This window comes from Streptomyces sp. NPDC101194, assembly GCF_044767885.1.
Classification (GTDB): domain Bacteria; phylum Actinomycetota; class Actinomycetes; order Streptomycetales; family Streptomycetaceae; genus Streptomyces.
The window spans coordinates 803,679-823,754 of the sequence record NZ_JBIWOS010000003.1 but is presented as its reverse complement, the minus strand read 5'-3'; the positions used below and the strand labels follow the sequence as shown (position 1 = coordinate 823,754).

Below are 20,076 nucleotides of genomic sequence, written 5' to 3'. Positions count from 1 at the left end.
CCTGCCGCCCGGCCCGTTCGACAGCGGGAACGGAGGCTTCCACCGGTGCGGATGCGTGAGAACACGTCAGTTTGCCGCCTCCGTAAGGCGACACGGACGGGTGAAGCGGCAGGCACGCGTGTTCACGGCCGTCGACACCGGTAACCTCGGCACCATGGCCTCACGTACGTCCGGCAAGGGTTCCCAGGGCACGGCGGGCACCGCGAAGCGCGTCGGCCGTACCGCGGGGCCGGCCAAGAAAGCCGCGCCCGCCAAGAAGACCGCAGCGAAGAAGACCGCGCCCGCGAAGAAGGCTCCCGCCAAGAAGGCGGCCGCGCCCAAGCCGGCACCATCGCCCACCGGTGGTGTGTACCGGGTGGCGCGTGCCGTCTGGCTCGGCGCGGCCCACGCCGTGGGTGCGATGTTCCGCGGCCTGGGCCGCGGTGCCAAGGGACTCGATCCCGCACACCGCAAGGACGGTGTCGCCCTGCTGCTGCTCGGCCTCGCGCTGGTCGTCGCCGCGGGTACCTGGTCGAATCTGCGCGGACCCGTCGGCGACCTCGTCGAGATGCTCGTCACCGGGGCCTTCGGGCGGCTCGACCTGCTGGTGCCGATACTGCTCGGCACCATCGCCGTACGGCTGATCCGCCACCCGGAGAGGCCCGAGGCCAACGGCCGCATCGTCATCGGGCTCTCCGCCCTGGTCATCGGGGTGCTCGGGCAGGTGCACATCGCCTGCGGATCGCCCGGCCGGGGGGACGGCACCACGGCGATGCAGGACGCGGGCGGACTCATCGGCTGGGCGGCCTCCAAGCCGCTGATCTACACGATGGGCGAGGTTCTCGCCGTACCGCTGCTGTTGCTGCTCACCGTCTTCGGGCTGCTGGTCGTCACCGCCACCCCGGTGAACGCCATTCCACAGCGGCTGCGCCTGCTCGGCACCAAGCTGGGCATCCTCGACCCGGTGCACGACCCCGAGGCGGACGAGGAGAACGACGACGAGCGTTACGACGAGCAGTGGCGCGAGGCGCTCCCCGCCCGTTCCCGCCGCTCCTCCGCACGCCGCTCCGAAGTGCCCGCGGAGTACGACCCCGACCGGGCGGAGGCCGACGCTCTCTCCAAGCGCCCGAGGCCGCGCAGGCCTTCCGTGCAGCCCGCGATGAACCGCACCATGGACGCGGTGGATGTGGCCGCGGCCGCGGCCGCGGCGCTCGACGGCGCGGTGCTCAACGGCATGCCGCCCTCGCCGATCGTCGCCGACCTCACCCAGGGCGTCTCCGTCGAGCGTGAACGCCCGGTATCGCCGGTGCCGGGCGCCAGGGAGGGCGAACCCGCCACCGGGGGAGGCAAGCCGGACAAGCGGGCGGTGCCTTCGGGCGGCGTACCCGATCTGACGAAGCCCGCGCCCGACCGGTCGCAGTCCGAGCCGCTGCCGGCCCGCGCCGAACAACTGCAGCTCTCCGGCGACATCACCTACTCGCTGCCCTCGCTCGACCTGTTGGAGCGCGGTGGCCCCGGCAAGACCCGCAGCGCCGCCAACGACGCGATCGTCGCGTCCCTGACGAACGTCTTCACCGAGTTCAAGGTCGACGCCGCCGTGACCGGCTTCACCCGCGGACCGACGGTCACCCGCTACGAGGTGGAGCTCGGTCCCGCGGTGAAGGTCGAGCGGATCACCGCGCTCGCCAAGAACATCGCGTACGCCGTCGCCAGCCCCGACGTCCGGATCATCTCGCCGATCCCGGGCAAGTCGGCGGTCGGTATCGAGATCCCCAACACCGACCGGGAGATGGTCAACCTCGGCGACGTGCTGCGCCTCGCGGACGCCGCCGAGGACGACCACCCGATGCTGGTCGCGCTCGGCAAGGACGTCGAGGGCGGCTATGTGATGGCCAACCTGGCGAAGATGCCGCACGTCCTGGTGGCCGGTGCGACGGGTTCCGGCAAGTCGTCCTGCATCAACTGTCTGATCACCTCGGTCATGGTGCGGGCGACGCCGGACGACGTCCGCATGGTGCTGGTCGACCCCAAGCGGGTCGAGCTGACCGCGTACGAGGGCATCCCGCACCTGATCACACCGATCATCACCAATCCCAAGCGCGCCGCCGAGGCCCTCCAGTGGGTCGTGCGGGAGATGGACCTCCGGTACGACGACCTGGCCGCGTTCGGATACCGGCACATCGACGACTTCAACCAGGCCGTCCGCAACGGGAAGGTCAAGCCGCCGGAAGGCAGTGAGCGCGAGCTCTCGCCGTACCCGTACCTGCTGGTGATCGTCGACGAGCTGGCCGACCTGATGATGGTCGCTCCGCGCGATGTGGAGGACGCCATCGTCCGTATCACCCAACTGGCCCGCGCCGCCGGTATCCATCTGGTGCTCGCGACCCAGCGGCCCTCGGTCGACGTCGTCACCGGTCTGATCAAGGCGAACGTGCCCTCACGGCTCGCCTTCGCGACCTCCTCGCTGGCCGACAGCCGCGTCATCCTCGACCAGCCCGGCGCCGAGAAGCTGATCGGAAAGGGCGACGGTCTGTTCCTGCCGATGGGGGCCAACAAACCCACCCGTATGCAGGGCGCCTTCGTCACCGAGGACGAGGTCGCGGCCATCGTCCAGCACTGCAAGGATCAGATGGCGCCGGTCTTCCGAGAGGACGTGGTGGTCGGCGCGGCCAAGAAGAAGGAGATCGACGAGGACATCGGCGACGACCTGGATCTGCTGTGCCAGGCCGCCGAGCTGGTCGTCTCCACCCAGTTCGGTTCCACCTCGATGCTGCAGCGCAAGCTGCGGGTCGGCTTCGCCAAGGCCGGCCGGCTGATGGACCTGATGGAGTCGCGGAACATCGTCGGTCCGAGCGAGGGATCCAAGGCACGCGACGTCCTGGTGAAACCGGACGAGGTGGACGGGGTGTTGGCACTGATCCGCGGGGAATCCGCTTCGTAGGTGAAGTACGGGCAACCGTTTCGTCGGGTCGTACGTCAAGTTGAAGGGAGGGACGGCAAAATTGTCCTTCCCGGGGTGGCCCGGTGAATCCGACGGCGTTCGAGTCTGATGGCGGACAAAGTCCTTCGTCCCGGTTGCCCCTCCCTTTCGTACCCCCCCTAGACTGAACATCCAGCAGGTGGCTCACGCTCGAAAGGCGCCCCCGTGTCCATCGGCAACTCCCCCGAAGACGACCGGCCTTCGATCGGTCGAGTGCTTCAGCAGGCTCGTATCGCCGCAGGTCTCACGGTCGAAGAAATCAGTTCGTCCACCCGGGTGCGCATCCCCATCGTGCACGCGATCGAAGAGGACGACTTCTCCCGCTGCGGCGGCGACGTGTACGCGCGCGGCCATATCCGTACTCTGGCGCGTGCTGTCGGCATCGATCCGGAACCGCTGGTTTCGCAGTACGACGCCGAGCACGGCGGCCGTCCCGCGCCCACGTCCGCGGCGCCGCTGTTCGAGGCCGAGAGAATCCGTTCCGAGCCCCGGCGGCCCAACTGGACCGCGGCCATGGTCGCGGCGATCGTCGCCGTCGTGGGGTTCGTCGGCTTCACCTTCTTCAAGGGCGGCGACGACACCCCCAAGACCACCCAGGTCGCCGAGGGCTCGACGCCCAACACGAAGAGCCCCGCGCCGAAGACCAGCAAGCCCGTCGATCCCAAGCCGGCGCCCTCCGACAGTGCCATCGCCGCGGCACCCCGGGACAAGGTGACGGTGAAGCTCAGCGCCAACCAGGGCAAGAGCTGGATCTCCGCCAAGGACCACAACGGCCGGCTGCTCTTCGACGGTCTGCTCCTCCAGGGCCAGTCCAAGACCTTCCAGGACCAGGAGCGGGTCGACCTCGTCCTCGGTGACGCCGGGTCCATCGAGCTCTTCGTGAACGGCAAGAAGGTCGAGGACAAGTTCCAGCCCGGCCAGGTCGAGCGGCTCTCGTACACGAAGGGCGATCCGGCCGTCGGCTGACCGGTTACACGCGAGGTTCCCGAGCGGGACCGGCGACAGGGCGGGTGCCCGGCAGTCCTGCCGAGCACCCGCCCTCTTGTTACTCGGTGTAACGGGGGAACCCTGCACGCCAGGGCGACTGCTGGGACAAAGTAGTCTTGAGCCCATGTCCGAACGCCGTACCGTCGCCCTTGTCACTCTTGGCTGCGCCCGTAACGAGGTGGACTCGGAGGAGCTCGCAGGCCGCTTGGCAGCGGACGGCTGGGAGCTCGTCGAGGACGCCTCCGACGCCGATGTCGCCGTCGTCAACACCTGTGGATTCGTCGAGGCCGCCAAGAAGGACTCTGTCGACGCCCTCCTCGAAGCCAATGATCTGAAGGACCACGGCAGGACCCAGGCCGTGGTCGCCGTCGGCTGCATGGCCGAGCGCTACGGCAAGGACCTCGCCGAGGCCCTGCCCGAGGCGGACGGCGTCCTCGGCTTCGACGACTACGCCGACATCTCGGACCGCCTCCAGACCATCCTCAACGGCGGCATCCACGCCTCGCACACGCCACGCGACCGCAGAAAGCTCCTGCCGATCAGCCCGGCCGAGCGGCAGGACGCCGCAGTGGCCCTGCCGGGGCACGCGCAGGACGCCGCACCGGTCCCGGCACCCGCGGACCTCCCCGAGGGCGTCGCACCGGTCTCCGGACCGCGGGCGCCGCTGCGCCGACGGCTCGGCACCAGCCCCGTGGCCTCGGTGAAGCTCGCCTCGGGCTGCGACCGCCGCTGCTCGTTCTGCGCCATCCCGTCCTTCCGGGGCTCCTTCATCTCGCGGCGTCCCTCGGACGTGCTGGGGGAGACCCGCTGGCTGGCCGAGCAGGGCGTGAAGGAGGTCATGCTGGTCTCCGAGAACAACACCTCGTACGGCAAGGACCTCGGCGACATCCGGCTGCTGGAGACGCTGCTGCCGGAGCTCGCCGACGTCGAGGGCATCGAGCGGATCCGGGTCAGCTACCTGCAGCCCGCGGAGATGCGGCCGGGCCTCATCGACGTACTGACCTCGACCCCGAAGGTGGCGCCGTACTTCGACCTGTCCTTCCAGCACTCGGCCCCCACCGTGCTGCGGGCGATGCGGCGCTTCGGTGACACCGACCGCTTCCTGGAGCTCCTGGACACCATCCGCGGCAAGGCGCCGCAGGCCGGTGCGCGCTCCAACTTCATCGTGGGCTTCCCCGGCGAGACCGAGGAGGACCTGGCGGAGCTGGAACGCTTCCTCACCGGTGCCCGGCTCGATGCCATCGGCGTCTTCGGCTACTCCGACGAGGAGGGCACCGAGGCGGTCGGCTACGAGAACAAGCTGGACGCCGACGTCATCGCGGAGCGGCTCGCGCACATTTCGCAGCTGGCCGAGGAGCTGACCTCGCAGCGTGCGGAGGAGCGCCTCGGGGAGACCCTGCAGGTGCTGGTCGAGTCCGTCGACCCCACCGAGGACGAGCCACGCGCGGTGGGTCGCGCGGCGCACCAGGCCCCCGAAACGGACGGGCAGGTCCTCTTCACCGCACGCGAGGGCCTCGCGCCCGGCCGTATGGTCGAGGCAAAGGTGGTGGGCACCGAGGGAGTGGACCTGGTGGCCGAGTGTTCCGAACTCGTGGAGGCGGCCAGATGACGGGAGTCCCGGCATCCGCGGCAGGCGGCTCCGGCGCGAAGCCGGTCCGCGGCGGCAAGCTGGGCAGTGCGGCCGTCAATCAGGCCAGCCTGTGGAACATCGCCAATCTGCTCACCATGCTGCGTCTGGTGCTGGTGCCCGGCTTCGTGATGCTGCTGCTGCACAACGGCGGCTACGACCCGGTCTGGCGGTCGTTCGCCTGGGCGGCGTTCGCCGTCGCCATGATCACCGACCTGTTCGACGGTCATCTTGCGCGCACGTACAACCTGGTCACCGACTTCGGAAAGATCGCCGACCCGATCGCGGACAAGGCGATCATGGGTGCGGCGCTGATCTGCCTGTCGTACCTCGGTGATCTGCCCTGGTGGGTCACGGGTGTGATCCTCTTCCGCGAGATCGGCATCACGTTGATGCGGTTCTGGGTGATACGGCATGCGGTGATTCCGGCCAGTCGTGGCGGAAAAATGAAGACTCTGGCGCAGGGGACGGCTGTCGGGATGTACGTCCTGGCGCTGACCGGTCCACTTGCCACCCTTCGCTTCTGGGTGATGGCGGTGGCTGTCGTGCTGACGGTCGTCACCGGGCTCGACTATGTGCGCCAGGCCGTCGTACTGCGGCGCAAGGGGCTCGCGGCCGAGAAGGCCGCTGGAGCGAAGGCCGCCTCCGGGGCTGCTGGAGCGACTGCGGGTTCCACGGGGACCGTCGGCTCCGGGGCGTCCGAGGGAGCTGCCGGTTCCGGGGGAGCCGGGGCGTCCGAGGTGTCCGGGGCGACCGAGGGGGCCGACCCGGTCTCCGGCGCCACCGGTGGCCGTGGCTCGGCGGAGGCCGAGCGGTGACTGCCGCGGCCCGGGTGCTGGAGCTGCTGGAGGAGCGCGGCGAGACCCTTGCCGTCGCCGAGTCGCTGACCGGCGGTCTGGTCGCGGCCGAGCTGACGTCCGTACCGGGCGCCTCCCACTCCTTCCGCGGGTCCGTGACGGCGTACGCAACGCCCCTGAAGAGGGAATTGCTGGGTGTGGACGGTGCCCTCCTGGCGGAACGGGGCGCGGTCGACCCGGAGGTGGCGCGACAGATGGCGGCAGGCGTGCGCCGGGTTCTCGGTACAGACTGGGGTATGAGCACCACCGGGGTCGCGGGCCCCGAGTCGCAGGACGGCAAGCCCGTCGGCACGGTCTATGTTGCGGTGGCCGGGCCGGACGGCGCGGAGAATGTGACCGCGCTGCGATTGAACGGCGGGCGTGCGGACATCCGTAGAGAGAGCGTACGGGGCGCGCTCGCATTGCTCTCCGCCGAACTCGGCAAGAATGCAAGCGCACAGGATACGGAACAGAACGGGGGGAATTGATGTTTGCAGCCCTGAGTGAACACGACATCGCTCCCCGCACGGCCGCGGCGCAAGGCGGTACGGTGGGGCGTGAAGGATGCGGCTACGCGGTCCGAGGAGGGAGCCACCGATGATTCTGCTCCGTCGCCTGCTTGGTGACGTGCTGCGTCGGCAGCGCCAGCGCCAAGGCCGTACTCTGCGCGAAGTCTCCTCGTCCGCCCGAGTCTCGCTCGGCTATCTCTCCGAGGTGGAGCGGGGGCAGAAGGAGGCTTCCTCCGAACTGCTCTCCGCCATTTGCGACGCGCTTGACGTACGGATGTCCGAGCTCATGCGTGAAGTGAGTGATGAGCTGTCGCTGGCCGAACTGGCCGAGTCGGCAGCAGCCGGCGATCAGGTGCCTGTGCCGGTACGTCCCATGCTCAATTCCGTCTCCGTGACGTCGGTCGCAGGTGTGCCGACGGGACGGGTGACCATCAAGGCGCCCGCGGAAGCGGTGGATGTCGTCGCCGCCTGACCCGCGCGGTCCGGTGTGAATCGGAGCCCCGGTCGGCCCCTCCGGGGTGGGCCGGGGCTTACGCATGACCGGGCGATTGCCGGGGGGGTCGGGTCGAGGACGTGGACGCGGTGAAGGCCCTGGTAAGTGTCCTGGGAGTGGTGATCGGCCGCATGCGGGGGCGGATCGAGGAGACCGCTGCCCCCGGTCCGGTCAGCCAGGACATCCTCGGCGCGCCGACCGCCGACCTCGAGAAGCGGGCCTGGAGGGTCCAGGCGGAGAGTGCCTGAATCGTGCGGAGCGGCAGGCGCTTTCCCACCGCCGCTCGTCGGGTGACGGCATCCGCCCTGCCCTGAACGGGGCAGAGCGACGGATCGCCCTGCCCGAAGCAGCCGCAGTGGTCGACGAAGGCTCCAAGGGCAAGATCGAGGGCAGGGCCGAGGAGCCCATGGGCAGGACGACCGGCGACCGGCGCAAGGGGGCCGAAGGCAAGGCGGACCAGGCCGAGGATGCCGCGAGCGGGCTTCGGGAACGGGCGGCGGGTGTTCAAGGAGTCCCTCGGTCGTGACAAGCGCTGAGCGTGCTCGCCGAGCCCCCGTCCGGGCGACGGGGGCTCGGTGCTGCCGCGGCGTCGTCCGTTCTGGATGCGATATGGGCACCACCGGGTGAGACTGCGGAGAGAAGGGCGTCGATCGGCGGGATCGCACAGGGGTCGCGCATCGGGTTGTCCGCCGGGCAGTCCCCGGCAGAGGCAGGGCACAGCACGCTCGGGGAGTTCCAGGCGAGAGCGCACAACGGCATACGGCTGCGTACTGCGCGCCGGTGGTGCACCGGTGCGCCCTCCCGCCGCTCGAGCGGGCCGGACTAGGTTCGGCCGGAGGAGGCAGCCATGGTACGGCGATGGGTGCCGGCGCTCGTTCTCGGCGGGGCGTGGTGGTGGGCCGTGCTGCGGCTCGTGCTGGAACCGGCCCACGCGGGGCTTGTCGAGGGTGCGGTGGCGGCGGGCGGATGGGGGCTGAGCCTTCTGCCCGTGCATGCGGCCGCGGCCGCCGGGTCCGCGGGGGCCGGCGGGGCGGATGCGGACACGGGTCGGTGGTCCGGTGTCCCGGCACGGTGCGCGCGCTGGTGCTCCACCGCGGGGACGCGGTACGCGGGCCGATGGTCCGGTGTCGCCGCACGGGGCGTCGACCGGGCTCGGCGGACTACCAGGGCATGGCTACGCCGCCGTTCGGGCGGAGGATCTGGCCGGTCATGAAGGCCGACGCGTCGGATGCGAGATACAGCAGGGTGTGGGCGACGTCCTCGGCCTCGCCGACCCGGCCGAGCGGGGACATCCGCGCCATCGTGGTCTCCGCCCGGTGTTGCAGGTCCGCGTCGTGGCGGGCGGTCATGGGCGTACGGATCCAGCCCGGGGCGACGGCATTGACACGGATCGAATGAGGTCCCAGCTCGGTCGCCAGGGTCTTCGTCAGCTGGACGACCGCCGCTTTGGCCGCGCTGTAGCAGAGCAGTCCCGGGCTCGCGGCGTCGACCGCCCCCGAGGCCATGGTGATCAGCGAGCCGGGCGTGCCGCGCGCGATCATGCCGCGGGCCACTTCCTGACAGGCGTACAGAACGCCCTTGAAATTGACGGAGAGGACCCGGTCGAGGTCCTCGTCCGCGGTCTCCAGGACGCTGCTCGTGTGCATGATTCCGGCGACGGCAGCCAGTATGTCGAGGTCGCCCGCGGCGGCGACCGCGGCCCTGATCCGAGTGCGGTCGGTGACGTCGAGGGTGTGCACGTGGGATGTGCCACCCGCTTCGGCGATCAGGTCACGGGTCTCCAGCAGGCCCTTCTCGTCGCGGTCCGCGCAGTGCACGGTGGCGCCTGCCGCCGCGAGCAGGACGGCTCCGGCGCGGCCGATGCCGCCGGCCGCGCCGGTGATGAATGCGGAGCGGCCCGTGAGGTCGTACGCGGTGAGGGACATGACGGGGACGGTACGACTGGATCTGACGGGTCGTCAACTAGCGTGTGGGGCCCGATTGGCAGCGCGGACACCAGTAGGCGGGCCGGGAGTCCTGGTCCGCCGTGCGGATGGGTGTGCCGCAGCGCAGGCACGGCCGATCGGTCCTGCCGTAGACCCAGAGCCGTTCGTGCGGGGCGTGTCCGCGGAGTACGGCGCCGGTGGTCGTGCGCATGGGGCGGTCACGGTTGGCTTCGAGGAGCTGCTTGGCCGTGGTGACGAGGCGGGCGGCGGTGGGGGCGGCCAGGTCGCCGACGGGGAGCCAGGGGGTGACACGGGCGAGGAAGCAGAGCTCGGCCTTGTAGACGTTTCCGATTCCGGCCAGATTGCGCTGGTCCAGGAGGGCCTCACCGAGGGGGCGGGCAGGGTCGCTGAGCAGATTGCGCAGAGCGGTGTCGGGGTTCCAGTCGGGGCCCAGCAGATCGGGGCCGAGATGCCCGACCGCCTGATCCTCGTCGCGGGTGCGGAGGAGTTCGAGTACGGGGAGCCGGTAGCCGACGGCCGTGTGCTCCGTGTTGGCGAGGACGGCGCGGATCTGGTGGGCGGGGCCGCCGCGCCAGCGCTCACCAGGGGCGTAGACCCGCCAGGCGCCGTCCATCCGCAGGTGGCTGTGGAGGGTGAGACCGCCCTCCATACGGGTGAGGAGATGCTTTCCGCGCGAGGCGACGTCCAGAACCGTCCGGCCGGTGAGGTCTGCGGTGGCGAACCGGGGGACGCGCAGGTCGGAGCGGGTGAGGATCCGGCCGGCCAGCGCGGTGCGCAGACGTCCGGCGGTCTGCAGGACGGTGTCTCCTTCGGGCATGCCTCCATGATGCGGGGTGCGGGATGGTGTGGTGTGAGGGACGGGGCGGTTCAGGCGCGCAGGCGGAGTCCTCTCGGCGTGGCCAGGAAGCCGGCCGCCTCCAATGTGCGGCCGAGGTGGGAGGTCAGGGACGAGGTGCCGTTGGTGCGCTCCACCGTGACCGTGCCGAGCACCCCGGCTCGGGCGGCGGCCGCCAGTGCCGCGGCTGCCGCGAGAAGGGCCGGATCCTCCGGATCGGTGGGCCAGGCCAGCAGCGTCTTGCCGCCGCGCTCCATGTACATCGTCAGCTCGCCGTCGACCAGCACCACCAGGGCGCCCGCCTTGCGGCCCGGCTTGTGCCCGGCGCCGTCCGGCGGCTCGGGCCAGGGCAGCGCCGCGCCGTAGGCATTGGCCGGGTCCGCCGCGGCGAGAACCAGGGCATGGGGGACGGCGTCCGGTTCCGCACGGTCGTGTGCGGTGGAAAGGGCACGCAGCCGGTCGACCGCCCCGTCCATCGCGAACTGGGCCGCTCCCAGGCCCTCGACGACGTAGCCGCGCCGGGCCTGCCCGTTGTCCTCGAAGGCGGAGAGGACGCGGTACGTGGCGGAGAAGCCGCCCTCGACACCTTCGGCCTGGACCGCGCCGCGGGTCACCACCCCGTGACGGTCGAGGAGGGTGCGGGCCAGGGCGTGCGCACGGTGCGTGGGGTCGGGTTCGACGGCGGGCAGCAGGGACCAGCGGCCCGAGACGGTCGGGGGGCCGGTGCGGGACGCGGGCCGGGCGGCCGCGGTGAGCGAGCCGTAACGCCCGCGTGGCACGCTCCGTCTGGCGCGGTGGGCGGTCGACCCCGCCGTGCGACCGGAGCCGAGAAGTGAACGCAGCGGGGCGAGCGTGTCATTGGTGAGCCGGCCCGACCAGGCCAGGTCCCATACGGCGTCGGCCAGTTGCGGATCGGTGCAGTCCGGGTGCGTGGTGGCGCGGACCTGATCGGAGATCTGCCGGAAGAACAGTCCGTAGCCACCGCGCAGGGCGGTCAGGACGGATTCGTGCAACGCGCTGAGCTCGAGCGGATGCGGCGGCGGGAGGAGCAGAGGTGCGCTGTCGGCGAGGTAGAGGGAGAGCCAGCCGTCCTTTCCGGGAAGGGCACCCGCCCCGGCCCAGACGACCTCTCCGGTGGTGGTCAGCTCGTCCAGCAGCGCGGGGGTGTAGCCCGTGACCCGGCTCGGCAGGATCAGCTTCTCCAAAGCCGACGCGGGGACGGGCGCGCCCTGCAACTGCTCGACGGCGCGGGCCAGTCCGTCGATTCCGCGCAGGCTGTTGTTGCCGAGGTGCTGCCACTGCGGAAGGAATCCGGCGAGGGCGGTCGGCGGGACCGGCTCCAACTCGTGGCGGAGCGCGGCGAGCGAGCGGCGGCGCAGTCGGCGCAGCACGGTCGCGTCGCACCACTCCTGACCGATGCCGGCGGGGTGGAACTCGCCCTGCACGATCCTGCCGGTCGCGGCGAGCCGCTGCAGCGCGCCGTCCGTGACAGCCGTGCCGAGGCCGAAACGGGCGGCGGCCTCGGTGGAGGTGAACGGTCCGTGCGTACGGGCGTACCGGGCGAGGAGATCGCCGAGGGGGTCCTTCACCGGTTCGGTGAAGGCCTCGGGCACGCCGACCGGGAGGGCGGTGCCCAGCGCGTCGCGCAGCCGTCCCGCGTCCTCGATGGCGGCCCAGTGGTCCGCCCCGCCGATCCGGACCCGGATGGCCCGGCGGGCGGCGGAGAGCTCCGGAGCCCACGGTGGTCGGGCGCCGCGCTCGGCCAACTCCGCTTCGGTGAGCGGGCCGAGAACGCGGAGTACATCGGCCACCCCCTCGACGTCCTTGACCCGGCGGTCCTCGGTCAGCCACTGGAGCTCCTGCTCCAGCTCGGTCAGGACGTCGGCGTCGAGCAGCTCGCGCAGCTCGGCCTGGCCGAGGAGTTCGGCCAGGAGGTGGGAGTCGAGGGAGAGCGCGGCGGCCCGCCGCTCGGCGAGGGGTGAGTCGCCCTCGTACAGGAACTGGGCGACGTAGCCGAACAGGAGTGAGCGGGCGAAGGGCGAGGGCTCCGGGGTGGTCACCTCGACCAGTCGGACCCGACGGGCCTCGAGGTCACCCATGAGTTCCGTGAGCCCGGGGACGTCGAAGACGTCCTGGAGACATTCGCGGACCGCTTCCAGGACGATCGGGAACGAGCCGAACTCGGAGGCGACCTGGAGCAGTTGTGCGGCGCGCTGACGCTGTTGCCAGAGCGGGGTGCGCTTGCCGGGGCTGCGTCGCGGCAGCAACAGGGCCCGCGCCGCGCACTCGCGGAAGCGTGAGGCGAACAACGCCGATCCGCCCACCTGGTCGGTGACGATCCCACCGATCTCGCCCTGGTCGAAGGTCACATCACCGGCGCCGACCGGCGGCTGCTCGCTGTCGTACGAGGGGCTCGGCAGCGGTAGCGGATCCAGGGCGGGGTCCTGCGCAGGATCCCGCACCGGGTCGAAGTCCAGGAGGTCCAGGCCCATCAGGTCGGCGTCGGGCAATCGCAGCACTATGCCGTCGTCGGCGTGCATCACCTGGGCATCCATGCCGTACCGCTCGGCGAGACGGGCGTTGAGCGCCAGTGCCCACGGGGCGTGCACCTGCGCGCCGAAGGGGGAATGCACGACGACCCGCCAGTCACCCAGCTCGTCACGGAAACGCTCGACGAGGATGGTCCGGTCGTCCGGCACGTGACCACAGGCGCGGCGCTGTTCGTCGATGTAGGACAAGGTGTTGTCGGCGGCCCAGGCGTCGAGACCGGCGGCGAGCAGGCGCTGCCGGGCATCCTCCGGAGACATCCCGCCGATTTCCCGGAGGAACGCGCCCAGCGCCCGTCCCAGTTCCAGCGGACGGCCCAGCTGGTCGCCCTTCCAGAACGGCAGCCGGCCCGGAACGCCGGGGGCGGGTGACACCAGGACCCGGTCACGGGTGATGTCCTCGATCCGCCAGGACGTGGTGCCCAGCGTGAAGACGTCGCCGACCCTGGACTCGTACACCATCTCCTCGTCCAGCTCACCGACCCGGCCACCGCCCTTCTTGGGGTCGGCACCGGCGAGAAAGACCCCGAAGAGTCCGCGGTCGGGGATGGTCCCCCCGGAGGTGACGGCGAGCCGCTGGGCACCGGGGCGGCCCGTGACCGTACCGGCCACCCGGTCCCAGACCACGCGCGGGCGCAGTTCGGCGAAGGCGTCGGACGGATAGCGGCCGGCGAGCATGTCCAGCACGGCGGTGAACGCCGACTCGGGCAGGGACGCGAAGGGGGCGGCGCGACGCGTCACGGCCAGCAGTTCGTCCACCTGCCAGCTGTCCAGGGCGACCATGGCGACGAGCTGCTGGGCCAGGACGTCCAGCGGGTTGGACGGGATGCGGAGTGCCTCGATGGAGCCCTCGCGCATCCGCTCGGTGACCACGGCCGCCTGCACCAGATCGCCCCGGTACTTCGGGAAGACCACGCCGGTGGAGACCGCACCGACCTGATGCCCGGCCCGGCCGACCCGTTGCAGCCCGGAGGCCACCGACGGCGGTGACTCCACCTGGATCACCAGATCGACCGCTCCCATGTCGATGCCCAGCTCCAGACTGGAGGTGGCGACCACGGCCGGCAGCCGCCCCGCCTTGAGGTCCTCCTCGACCTGGGCACGCTGCTCCTTGGAGACCGAGCCGTGGTGGGCGCGGGCGAGCAGCGCGGGGGCGCCCTTCGCCGCGCCGGACTCGGCCATGATCTCGGCGGGGGAGTGGGCCTCGGCGATCGTCTCACCGGTGAGCCGCTCGTACGCGATCTCGTTGAGCCGGTTGCACAGCCGCTCCGCGAGGCGGCGGGAATTGGCGAAGACGATCGTGGAGCGGTGCTCCTGGACGAGGTCGACGATGCGTTCCTCGACATGGGGCCAGATCGACGGCTTGTCCGCCTGGCCCGCCTGGTCGGTGTCGGCGGCGGGCGAGCCGCCGAGTTCGCCCAGATCCTCGACCGGCACGACCACCGACAGGTCGAACCGCTTGGTGGACGGTGGCTGGACGATCTCCACCTTCCGCTGCGGTGAGAGGAATCGCGCGACCTCGTCGACCGGACGCACCGTCGCCGACAGCCCGATCCGACGGGCGGGCCGCGGAAGCAGTTCGTCGAGACGCTCGAGCGACACGGCGAGGTGCGCACCCCGCTTCGTACCCGCCACGGCATGCACCTCGTCGAGGATCACCGTCTCGATGCCGGACAGCGCCTCCCGGGCCGAGGACGTCAGCATGAGGAACAGCGATTCGGGTGTGGTGATCAGGATGTCCGGCGGCCGGGTCGCCATCGAACGACGCTCGGCGGCCGGGGTGTCGCCGGACCGGATTCCCACGCGGACCTCGGGCTCGGGCAGCCCCAGCCGCACCGACTCCTGGCGGATGCCGGTCAGCGGCGAGCGGAGATTGCGCTCGACATCGACCGCGAGGGCCTTGAGCGGCGACACGTACAGCACCCGGCAGCGCTTCTTCGCCTCGGGGGGCGGCGGGACGGACGCCAGCCCGTCCAGCGCGGCGAGAAACGCGGCCAGGGTCTTGCCGGAGCCGGTGGGCGCGACGACCAGCACGTCCGAGCCCTCGCCGATCGCGCGCCAGGCGCCTTCCTGCGCGGCGGTGGGCGCGCTGAAGGCACCCGCGAACCAGCCGCGGGTCGCGGGGGAGAACGAATCGAGCGCAGAGCCGGCCATGTCCCCCATCGTGCACCCCGCCACTGACAACGGCCGTGACGGCCACCGTCGACCTCGTCCGGGACCTGCGAGAATCCCCTCATGGGGGCCGGACCGGAGCCGGGATCGGGAGAGTGGGCGAGGTACTGGCAGCACGCGGAGCTGCCCGGCCTCGACCTGCTGCGTGCCCGGTACGTGCGCCACACCTTCCCGCGCCACAGCCACGAGGGCTATGTCTTCGGCACCATCACCCGCGGGGTGGAGGACGTCGGACTGCCGGGCGGCACCGTCCACGCGGGCCCCGGAACCGTCGTCATGATCAATCCGGAGGTGCCGCACACCGCCCGCGCGGGCGTTCCCGAGGGCTGGGTGTACGCCACGCTGTACCCGTCCGCGCGGGTGATCAACGACATCGCGGCCGATACGACGAGCCTGCGCGGCACGGTCGGTCTCACCGAGACCAGCGTCGTGGACGCGTACGCGGCCCGGCTGATCGGTGAGGTCCACCGGGCCGCGGAGGAGGGCAACGCGCTCGCCGCCGACACCGTGCTGCGGGTCATGGTCGCGCGGCTGCTCAGTCGGCACGGCAGCGCGCTGCCCGCCCGCGCGCCCCGCACGGCCGGTGCCCGCGACGCCGCACGGGCCCGCGCGCTGCTGGAGGACCGGATGGGGCGGCCGCCCACGCTGGCCGCGCTGGCCGCGGAACTCGGCACCAGCCCGTTCGCGCTGCTGAGAGCCTTCAAGAAGCAGTACGGAATGCCCCCGCACGCCTGGCTCACCGATGCCCGTGTGCGGGCCGCACGCCGGATGCTCGACGAGGGGACTGCGCCCGCGGAGGCGGCCGTCGAGGTCGGCTTCACCGATCAGCCGCATCTCAATCGTCATTTCACCCGGATCGTGGGGGTGCCCCCCGGCGCGTACCAGCGCGAACGTGCGAGAACGAACCAGCGCGAACGTGCAAGGACGTAGAGCCGGCGCGAACGTGCAAGAACGTACAAGACCGGTCCGGATCTGCCCCGTAACGTTCCGGTCGTGGCAGAACAGACGACATTTCCAGAGGGGGTCGGCAGAGCAGCCGACCCGCCCCACGGGAGCCCGGTCCTCCCCGGGGTGCAGCCGGACGCGGTCGCGACGAAGTCGGACGCGGCCGTGGTGCGCGACGCACTCGGGGTCGGCATAGCCGTCGGACTCTCCGGTTTCGCGTTCGGCGTGACCTCGGCCGGCTCCGGACTGAGCCTGCTGCAGACCTGCGCACTCAGCCTCGCCGTCTTCACCGGCGCCTCGCAGTTCGCCCTCGTCGGCGCTCTCGCCGCGGGCGGCAATCCGTACACCGCGGCGGCCGGGGCCTTCTTCCTCGGCGTACGCAACTCGTTCTACGGCCTGCGGCTGTCGCAGCTTCTCGCGCTTCCGCGCACGCTGCGCCCCTTTGCCGCCCAGTGGGTCATCGACGAGACCACCGCCGTGACACTGCCGCAGCCCACCCGGCGGGCCGCACGGATCGGTTTCGCCGTCACCGGACTCACCCTCTACGCCCTGTGGAACCTGACGACGCTGCTGGGGGCCCTCGGCGCCGAGGCGCTCGGCGACACCGACGCCTGGGGGCTGGACGCGGCATCGCCCGCGGTCTTCCTCGCTCTGCTCGCGCCGATGCTCAAGAGCACGACGGAGCGCATCACCGCCGCCGTCGCTGTCCTGCTCGCGCTCGGACTGCTGCCCGTACTGCCCGCAGGTGTGCCCGTCCTGCTGTCCGCACTCGCCGCACCCGCCGTCCTCTTCCTGGGCGGACGCCGGAACGGAACGAACGGGAGCACGGCCACGACGCGGACGGACACGGCGGACTCGTCCACGGTGAAGACCCCCATGGTGAAGACGACGACTGCGGACACGACGACTGCGGACACGAAAGCTGCGGACACGACCGCGGCGAAGGAGAACCGATGAACGTCTGGATCGCCATCGCGCTGACCGCCGCCGGCTGCTACCTCGCCAAACTGCTCGGACTCCTGGTGCCCGCCGGTGTCCTGGAACGTCCGCTCGTACAGCGGCTCGCCGCGCTCCTGCCCGTGGCACTGCTGGCCGCGCTCACCGCGCAGCAGACGTTCGGAGCAGGCCGGCACCTGACGCTCGATGCCAGGGGCGCGGGGCTCGCCGCGGCGGCGCTCGCACTCGCCCTCCGCGCGCCTTTCCTCGTGGTCGTGGGGGCCGCCGTGGTCGTCACCGCGGGGATACGCGCCCTCGGGTAGACACCGCGGTCGGGCTCGCCCCCCTGTTTCGTCGCTCCCCGTCTCAGTCGAGGCTGCGTCCATGGGCCCGCAGTGTCATGAGCGCCTTGAGCGTCACGATGGGGCGTCCTTCCAGCGCCGTCCCCGGCGCCCACTGCCGCCAGTTCACCGGCCAGCCGCCGTCCGCCTGCTGCTCGGCCGCGAGATGGTCGAGCGAGCGCTCCAGCTCCTCGTCGGTGAACCAGCGGCGGGCGAGCGAGTCGGGTGTACGGGCGTAGTCGTACGGGAAGTGCTGCTCGGCCGGTGCGTATCCGGCCGCCACCGGGTACTCCGCGCGCCGCCGCGGATCGAGCACGGCGAGCCGCTGGTCCCGCACCAGCCGGCCGAGCCGGTCGGCCGCGGCCTCCGCACGGGCCCGGTCGGGAGCGCCGTCCAGAAAGGCGAGCGCCGCCTCGATCTCGTACGGATGCGACCGGTCCAGGGCGTCGATCGCGGCCCAGCAGAAATCGGTGGCCCGGAACAGCCAGGCATGCCACACCGCGTTGCGGTGCAGAAGCCCGACGACGGGGCCGGTGGCCAACAGTTCCGCGGGCGGGGCGTCGAGGATCGGGATGAACGGCGCGGCCGGATAGCCGCGCTGCGACGGGAGGAGAGCGGGCAGCGCCCCCTCCTTGGTGGACACCTCGGTCAGGAAGCGGCAGATCCGCTCCACCCGGATCCCGCCGCAGCGGCCGATGGAATCGAGGACGTTGAGCGCGTGCGCGGTGTGCAGCGGCTGACTGACGGGGCCGCGTAGATCGGGTTCGAGCGCGTGCCCGTACCCGCCGTCCTCGTTCAGATAGGCGGCGAGTGCCGTTTCCACGGCGTCCGCACTTCCCTCCAGGAAGTGATGGGCGAACCGCCGCTGTTCCAGGACACGGGCCGTGAGCCACATGAACTGCTCGGCACGGTTGAGGGGACTTGTTCCGGTTCCAGCCATGGACCGACCGTAGGGCGGTAAGCGCTCTCGGCAAGACGTAGCGGCCCGGCTGCACTCTCAGGAGCGGGATACTGAGGTCATGCGGTTGACGATTTTCTGGGAACGGATGGCGGACCACTTCGGCGCGGGTTACGCCGATTCCTTCGCGCGCGATCATGTGATGGCCGAGCTGGGCGGACGGACGGTGCACCAGGCGCTGGCCGCGGGCTGGGAGGCCAAGGACGTCTGGCGCGGTGTCTGTGCGGCGGTCGGCATCCCCGCCGACAAGCGCTGACCCCGGCCGGTCCGGGCGTCCCCGCCGACGAACGCCGACCCCTGCCGGTCCGGTTGCCCCCGTCGGTCCGGTCGTCCGCTCCACAAGCGCTGATTTCCGGCCCGTCAGCGGCCGGACCTGTGCTGTTGTCCGGGGCGGGCCGCTGCTTGTCACTGTCATAGGCGAGACTGGAGCGGTGTCACCGACAGACGAGACAGCCCAGACCCAGACGACTTTCAACCAGCCCGCCCCGTCCGCCCCGCAGGCCGCGCCGTCCGGCAACCGGCCGACCCGTATGCCCGCATGGCTGCCGCGTGCCATGGTGCTCGCCCTGACGCTCTATGCCTGTTTCCAGCTCGGCAGCTGGGCGTTCGACCAGCTCATCGGGCTGCTGATCAACGTGCTGATCGCATTCTTCCTGGCGCTCGCCATCGAGCCCGCGGTGAGCCGGATGGCGGCACGCGGCATGCGGCGCGGCATGGCCACTTTCCTGGTCTTTCTTGCCGTACTGACAGCCGGCGTCGGTTTTGTCGTACTGCTCGGTTCCATGCTCGCGGGCCAGATAGTCGACATGGTCGAGGAGTTCCCGAAGTATCTGGACTCGGTGATCAACTGGGTCAACCAGAACTTCCACACCGAGCTCTCCCGGGTCGAGGTCCAGGACAGCCTGCTGCACTCGGACTGGCTGCAGAAGTACGTCCAGAACAGCGCGACCGGGGTGCTCGACATCTCCACCACCGTGCTCGGAGGGTTGTTCCGTCTTCTGACGATCTTCCTGTTCTCGTTCTACTTCGCCGCCGACGGCCCCAGGCTGCGGCGCGCCCTGTGCTCCGTACTGCCGCCCGCCCGGCAGGCCGAGGTCCTGCGGGCCTGGGAGATCGCGGTCGACAAGACCGGTGGATATCTCTACTCGCGCAGCCTGATGGCACTCATCTCCGGGATCGCGCACTACATCCTGCTGGTGGTCCTCGGCGTTCCGTACGCGCCCGCGCTCGCCATCTGGGTCGGACTGGTCTCCCAGTTCATCCCCACGATCGGTACGTATCTCGCAGGCGCCCTGCCGATGCTGATCGCGTTCACCGTCGACCCCTGGTACGCCGTGTGGGTGCTCGGCTTCGTCGTGGTCTACCAGCAGTTCGAGAACTACGCGCTGCAGCCCAAGCTCACCGCCAAGACCGTCGACATCCATCCGGCGGTCGCCTTCGGATCCGTCATCGCGGGCACGGCGTTGATGGGCGCTGTGGGCGCGCTGATCGCGATCCCGGCCGTCGCCACGCTCCAGGCGTTCCTCGGTGCCTACGTGAAGCGGTACGACGTGACGGACGACCCGCGGGTGCACGGGCGCCACCAGCAGCAGCAACGTGGCGGGACGGTGCTCGCACGGCTGCGCCGCTCCCTGGGGGCCGCCGAGAGCGACGAGGCCCGGGGCGGACCGGGCGGAGCAGGGACGGCGGAGGAACCGGAGCGTGCCTGACCGCCTCGGTGGGCGGGGCCGCGTCAGCGGTTTCTCTTCGTGCCGGCCGGCACGACGAGAAACCGGGCCTCGGTGACATCTCGTCGGGCATCGGGTCTCCGGGCGTCGGACCGACCGCGGTCGAGTCCGGCGAAGCCGTGAAGCTTCGCCGAACGGCCCGCCGGACTGCCCGCCGGACGGTGACGCGCATGCTCCGGTGCGACCACCGGGTGCCCGGTGCGGCGCGGTCACCGCCCGGCCGAGGAACGCCGGGCTCCCGGAGCCGGCGCAGTGGGGC

16 protein-coding genes and 1 pseudogene are annotated in these 20,076 nt (G+C 71.1%); 13 read left to right on the top strand and 4 right to left on the bottom strand.

From position 1 onward, the window contains the following. The first annotated feature begins 154 nt into the window (after positions 1–154). The 8 genes and pseudogenes from ACIRP2_RS16620 (at position 155) to ACIRP2_RS16585 (ending at position 7,937) form a co-directional block, all read left to right on the top strand. The gene (locus ACIRP2_RS16620) at positions 155–2,920 is read left to right on the top strand and encodes a DNA translocase FtsK (RefSeq protein ID WP_404250801.1); all 2,766 of its coding nucleotides are present in this window, start codon (positions 155–157) and stop codon (positions 2,918–2,920) included. A 204-nt stretch (positions 2,921–3,124) separates the two neighbouring features. Then, the gene (locus tag ACIRP2_RS16615; RefSeq protein WP_404250799.1) at positions 3,125–3,925 is read left to right on the top strand and encodes a helix-turn-helix domain-containing protein; all 801 of its coding nucleotides are present in this window, start codon (positions 3,125–3,127) and stop codon (positions 3,923–3,925) included. A gap of 145 nt (positions 3,926–4,070) precedes the next feature. Then, complete coding sequence (rimO, locus tag ACIRP2_RS16610) at positions 4,071–5,555, top strand: 30S ribosomal protein S12 methylthiotransferase RimO (RefSeq protein WP_404250797.1); 1,485 nt, start codon at positions 4,071–4,073, stop codon at positions 5,553–5,555. Beyond that, positions 5,552–6,391 carry a CDP-diacylglycerol--glycerol-3-phosphate 3-phosphatidyltransferase gene (pgsA, locus tag ACIRP2_RS16605; protein WP_404250795.1) on the top strand — a complete coding sequence of 280 codons (840 nt, stop codon included), beginning with the start codon at positions 5,552–5,554 and terminating at the stop codon, positions 6,389–6,391. Before rimO ends, pgsA begins: the two co-directional genes overlap by 4 nt. Next, positions 6,388–6,897 carry a CinA family protein gene (locus tag ACIRP2_RS16600; RefSeq protein ID WP_404250793.1) on the top strand — a complete coding sequence of 170 codons (510 nt, stop codon included), beginning with the start codon at positions 6,388–6,390 and terminating at the stop codon, positions 6,895–6,897. The genes pgsA and ACIRP2_RS16600 overlap by 4 nt, the downstream gene beginning before the upstream one ends. Positions 6,898–7,006: 109 nt before the next feature. Further along, positions 7,007–7,390, top strand: a complete 384-nt coding sequence (locus tag ACIRP2_RS16595) for a helix-turn-helix transcriptional regulator (RefSeq protein WP_351086112.1) — start codon at positions 7,007–7,009, stop codon at positions 7,388–7,390. An 86-nt stretch (positions 7,391–7,476) separates the two neighbouring features. After that, positions 7,477–7,659: pseudogene (locus ACIRP2_RS16590) on the top strand (DNA starvation/stationary phase protection protein); the annotation flags it as partial. A 107-nt stretch (positions 7,660–7,766) separates the two neighbouring features. Further along, on the top strand, positions 7,767–7,937 hold the full coding sequence (locus ACIRP2_RS16585) for a CsbD family protein (protein ID WP_404250791.1): 171 nt from the start codon (positions 7,767–7,769) through the stop codon (positions 7,935–7,937). 634 nt (positions 7,938–8,571) lie between these two features. Here the strand turns inward: ACIRP2_RS16585 and ACIRP2_RS16580 are convergent. Genes ACIRP2_RS16580 through ACIRP2_RS16570 form a run of 3 tightly spaced genes read right to left on the bottom strand, consistent with a single transcriptional unit; the run spans position 8,572 to position 14,892 of the window. Further along, positions 8,572–9,336 (bottom strand): SDR family NAD(P)-dependent oxidoreductase, encoded by a 765-nt coding sequence (locus tag ACIRP2_RS16580; RefSeq protein WP_404250789.1) that lies wholly within the window; start codon positions 9,334–9,336, stop codon positions 8,572–8,574. A 37-nt stretch (positions 9,337–9,373) separates the two neighbouring features. Then, a complete protein-coding gene (locus ACIRP2_RS16575) occupies positions 9,374–10,174 on the bottom strand; it encodes a DNA-formamidopyrimidine glycosylase family protein (protein ID WP_404250787.1) in 801 nt (266 codons plus the stop codon). A 50-nt stretch (positions 10,175–10,224) separates the two neighbouring features. Continuing rightward, positions 10,225–14,892 (bottom strand): DEAD/DEAH box helicase, encoded by a 4,668-nt coding sequence (locus ACIRP2_RS16570; RefSeq protein WP_404250785.1) that lies wholly within the window; start codon positions 14,890–14,892, stop codon positions 10,225–10,227. An 81-nt stretch (positions 14,893–14,973) separates the two neighbouring features. Here ACIRP2_RS16570 and ACIRP2_RS16565 point away from each other — a divergent pair, with 81 nt between their 5' ends. The 3 genes from ACIRP2_RS16565 (at position 14,974) to ACIRP2_RS16555 (ending at position 17,114) form a co-directional block, all read left to right on the top strand. Next, on the top strand, positions 14,974–15,840 hold the full coding sequence (locus tag ACIRP2_RS16565) for an AraC family transcriptional regulator (protein ID WP_404250783.1): 867 nt from the start codon (positions 14,974–14,976) through the stop codon (positions 15,838–15,840). Between the two features lie 63 nt (positions 15,841–15,903). Continuing rightward, positions 15,904–16,812 carry an AzlC family ABC transporter permease gene (locus tag ACIRP2_RS16560; protein WP_404250781.1) on the top strand — a complete coding sequence of 303 codons (909 nt, stop codon included), beginning with the start codon at positions 15,904–15,906 and terminating at the stop codon, positions 16,810–16,812. Further along, entirely contained in the window at positions 16,809–17,114 is a 306-nt protein-coding gene (locus ACIRP2_RS16555; protein WP_404250779.1) for an AzlD domain-containing protein, read from the top strand. The genes ACIRP2_RS16560 and ACIRP2_RS16555 overlap by 4 nt, the downstream gene beginning before the upstream one ends. 43 nt (positions 17,115–17,157) lie before the next feature. Here ACIRP2_RS16555 and ACIRP2_RS16550 read toward each other — a convergent pair whose 3' ends face one another. After that, positions 17,158–18,072, bottom strand: coding sequence for a hypothetical protein (locus ACIRP2_RS16550; RefSeq protein ID WP_404250777.1), 915 nt, complete (start codon positions 18,070–18,072; stop codon positions 17,158–17,160). Between the two features lie 79 nt (positions 18,073–18,151). Here ACIRP2_RS16550 and ACIRP2_RS16545 point away from each other — a divergent pair, with 79 nt between their 5' ends. Both ACIRP2_RS16545 and ACIRP2_RS16540 read left to right on the top strand, forming a co-directional pair. After that, positions 18,152–18,346, top strand: a complete 195-nt coding sequence (locus tag ACIRP2_RS16545; protein ID WP_404250775.1) for a DUF3046 domain-containing protein — start codon at positions 18,152–18,154, stop codon at positions 18,344–18,346. Positions 18,347–18,620: 274 nt separating this feature from the next. Continuing rightward, the gene (locus ACIRP2_RS16540) at positions 18,621–19,799 is read left to right on the top strand and encodes an AI-2E family transporter (RefSeq protein ID WP_404250860.1); all 1,179 of its coding nucleotides are present in this window, start codon (positions 18,621–18,623) and stop codon (positions 19,797–19,799) included. Positions 19,800–20,076: the final 277 nt, after the last annotated feature.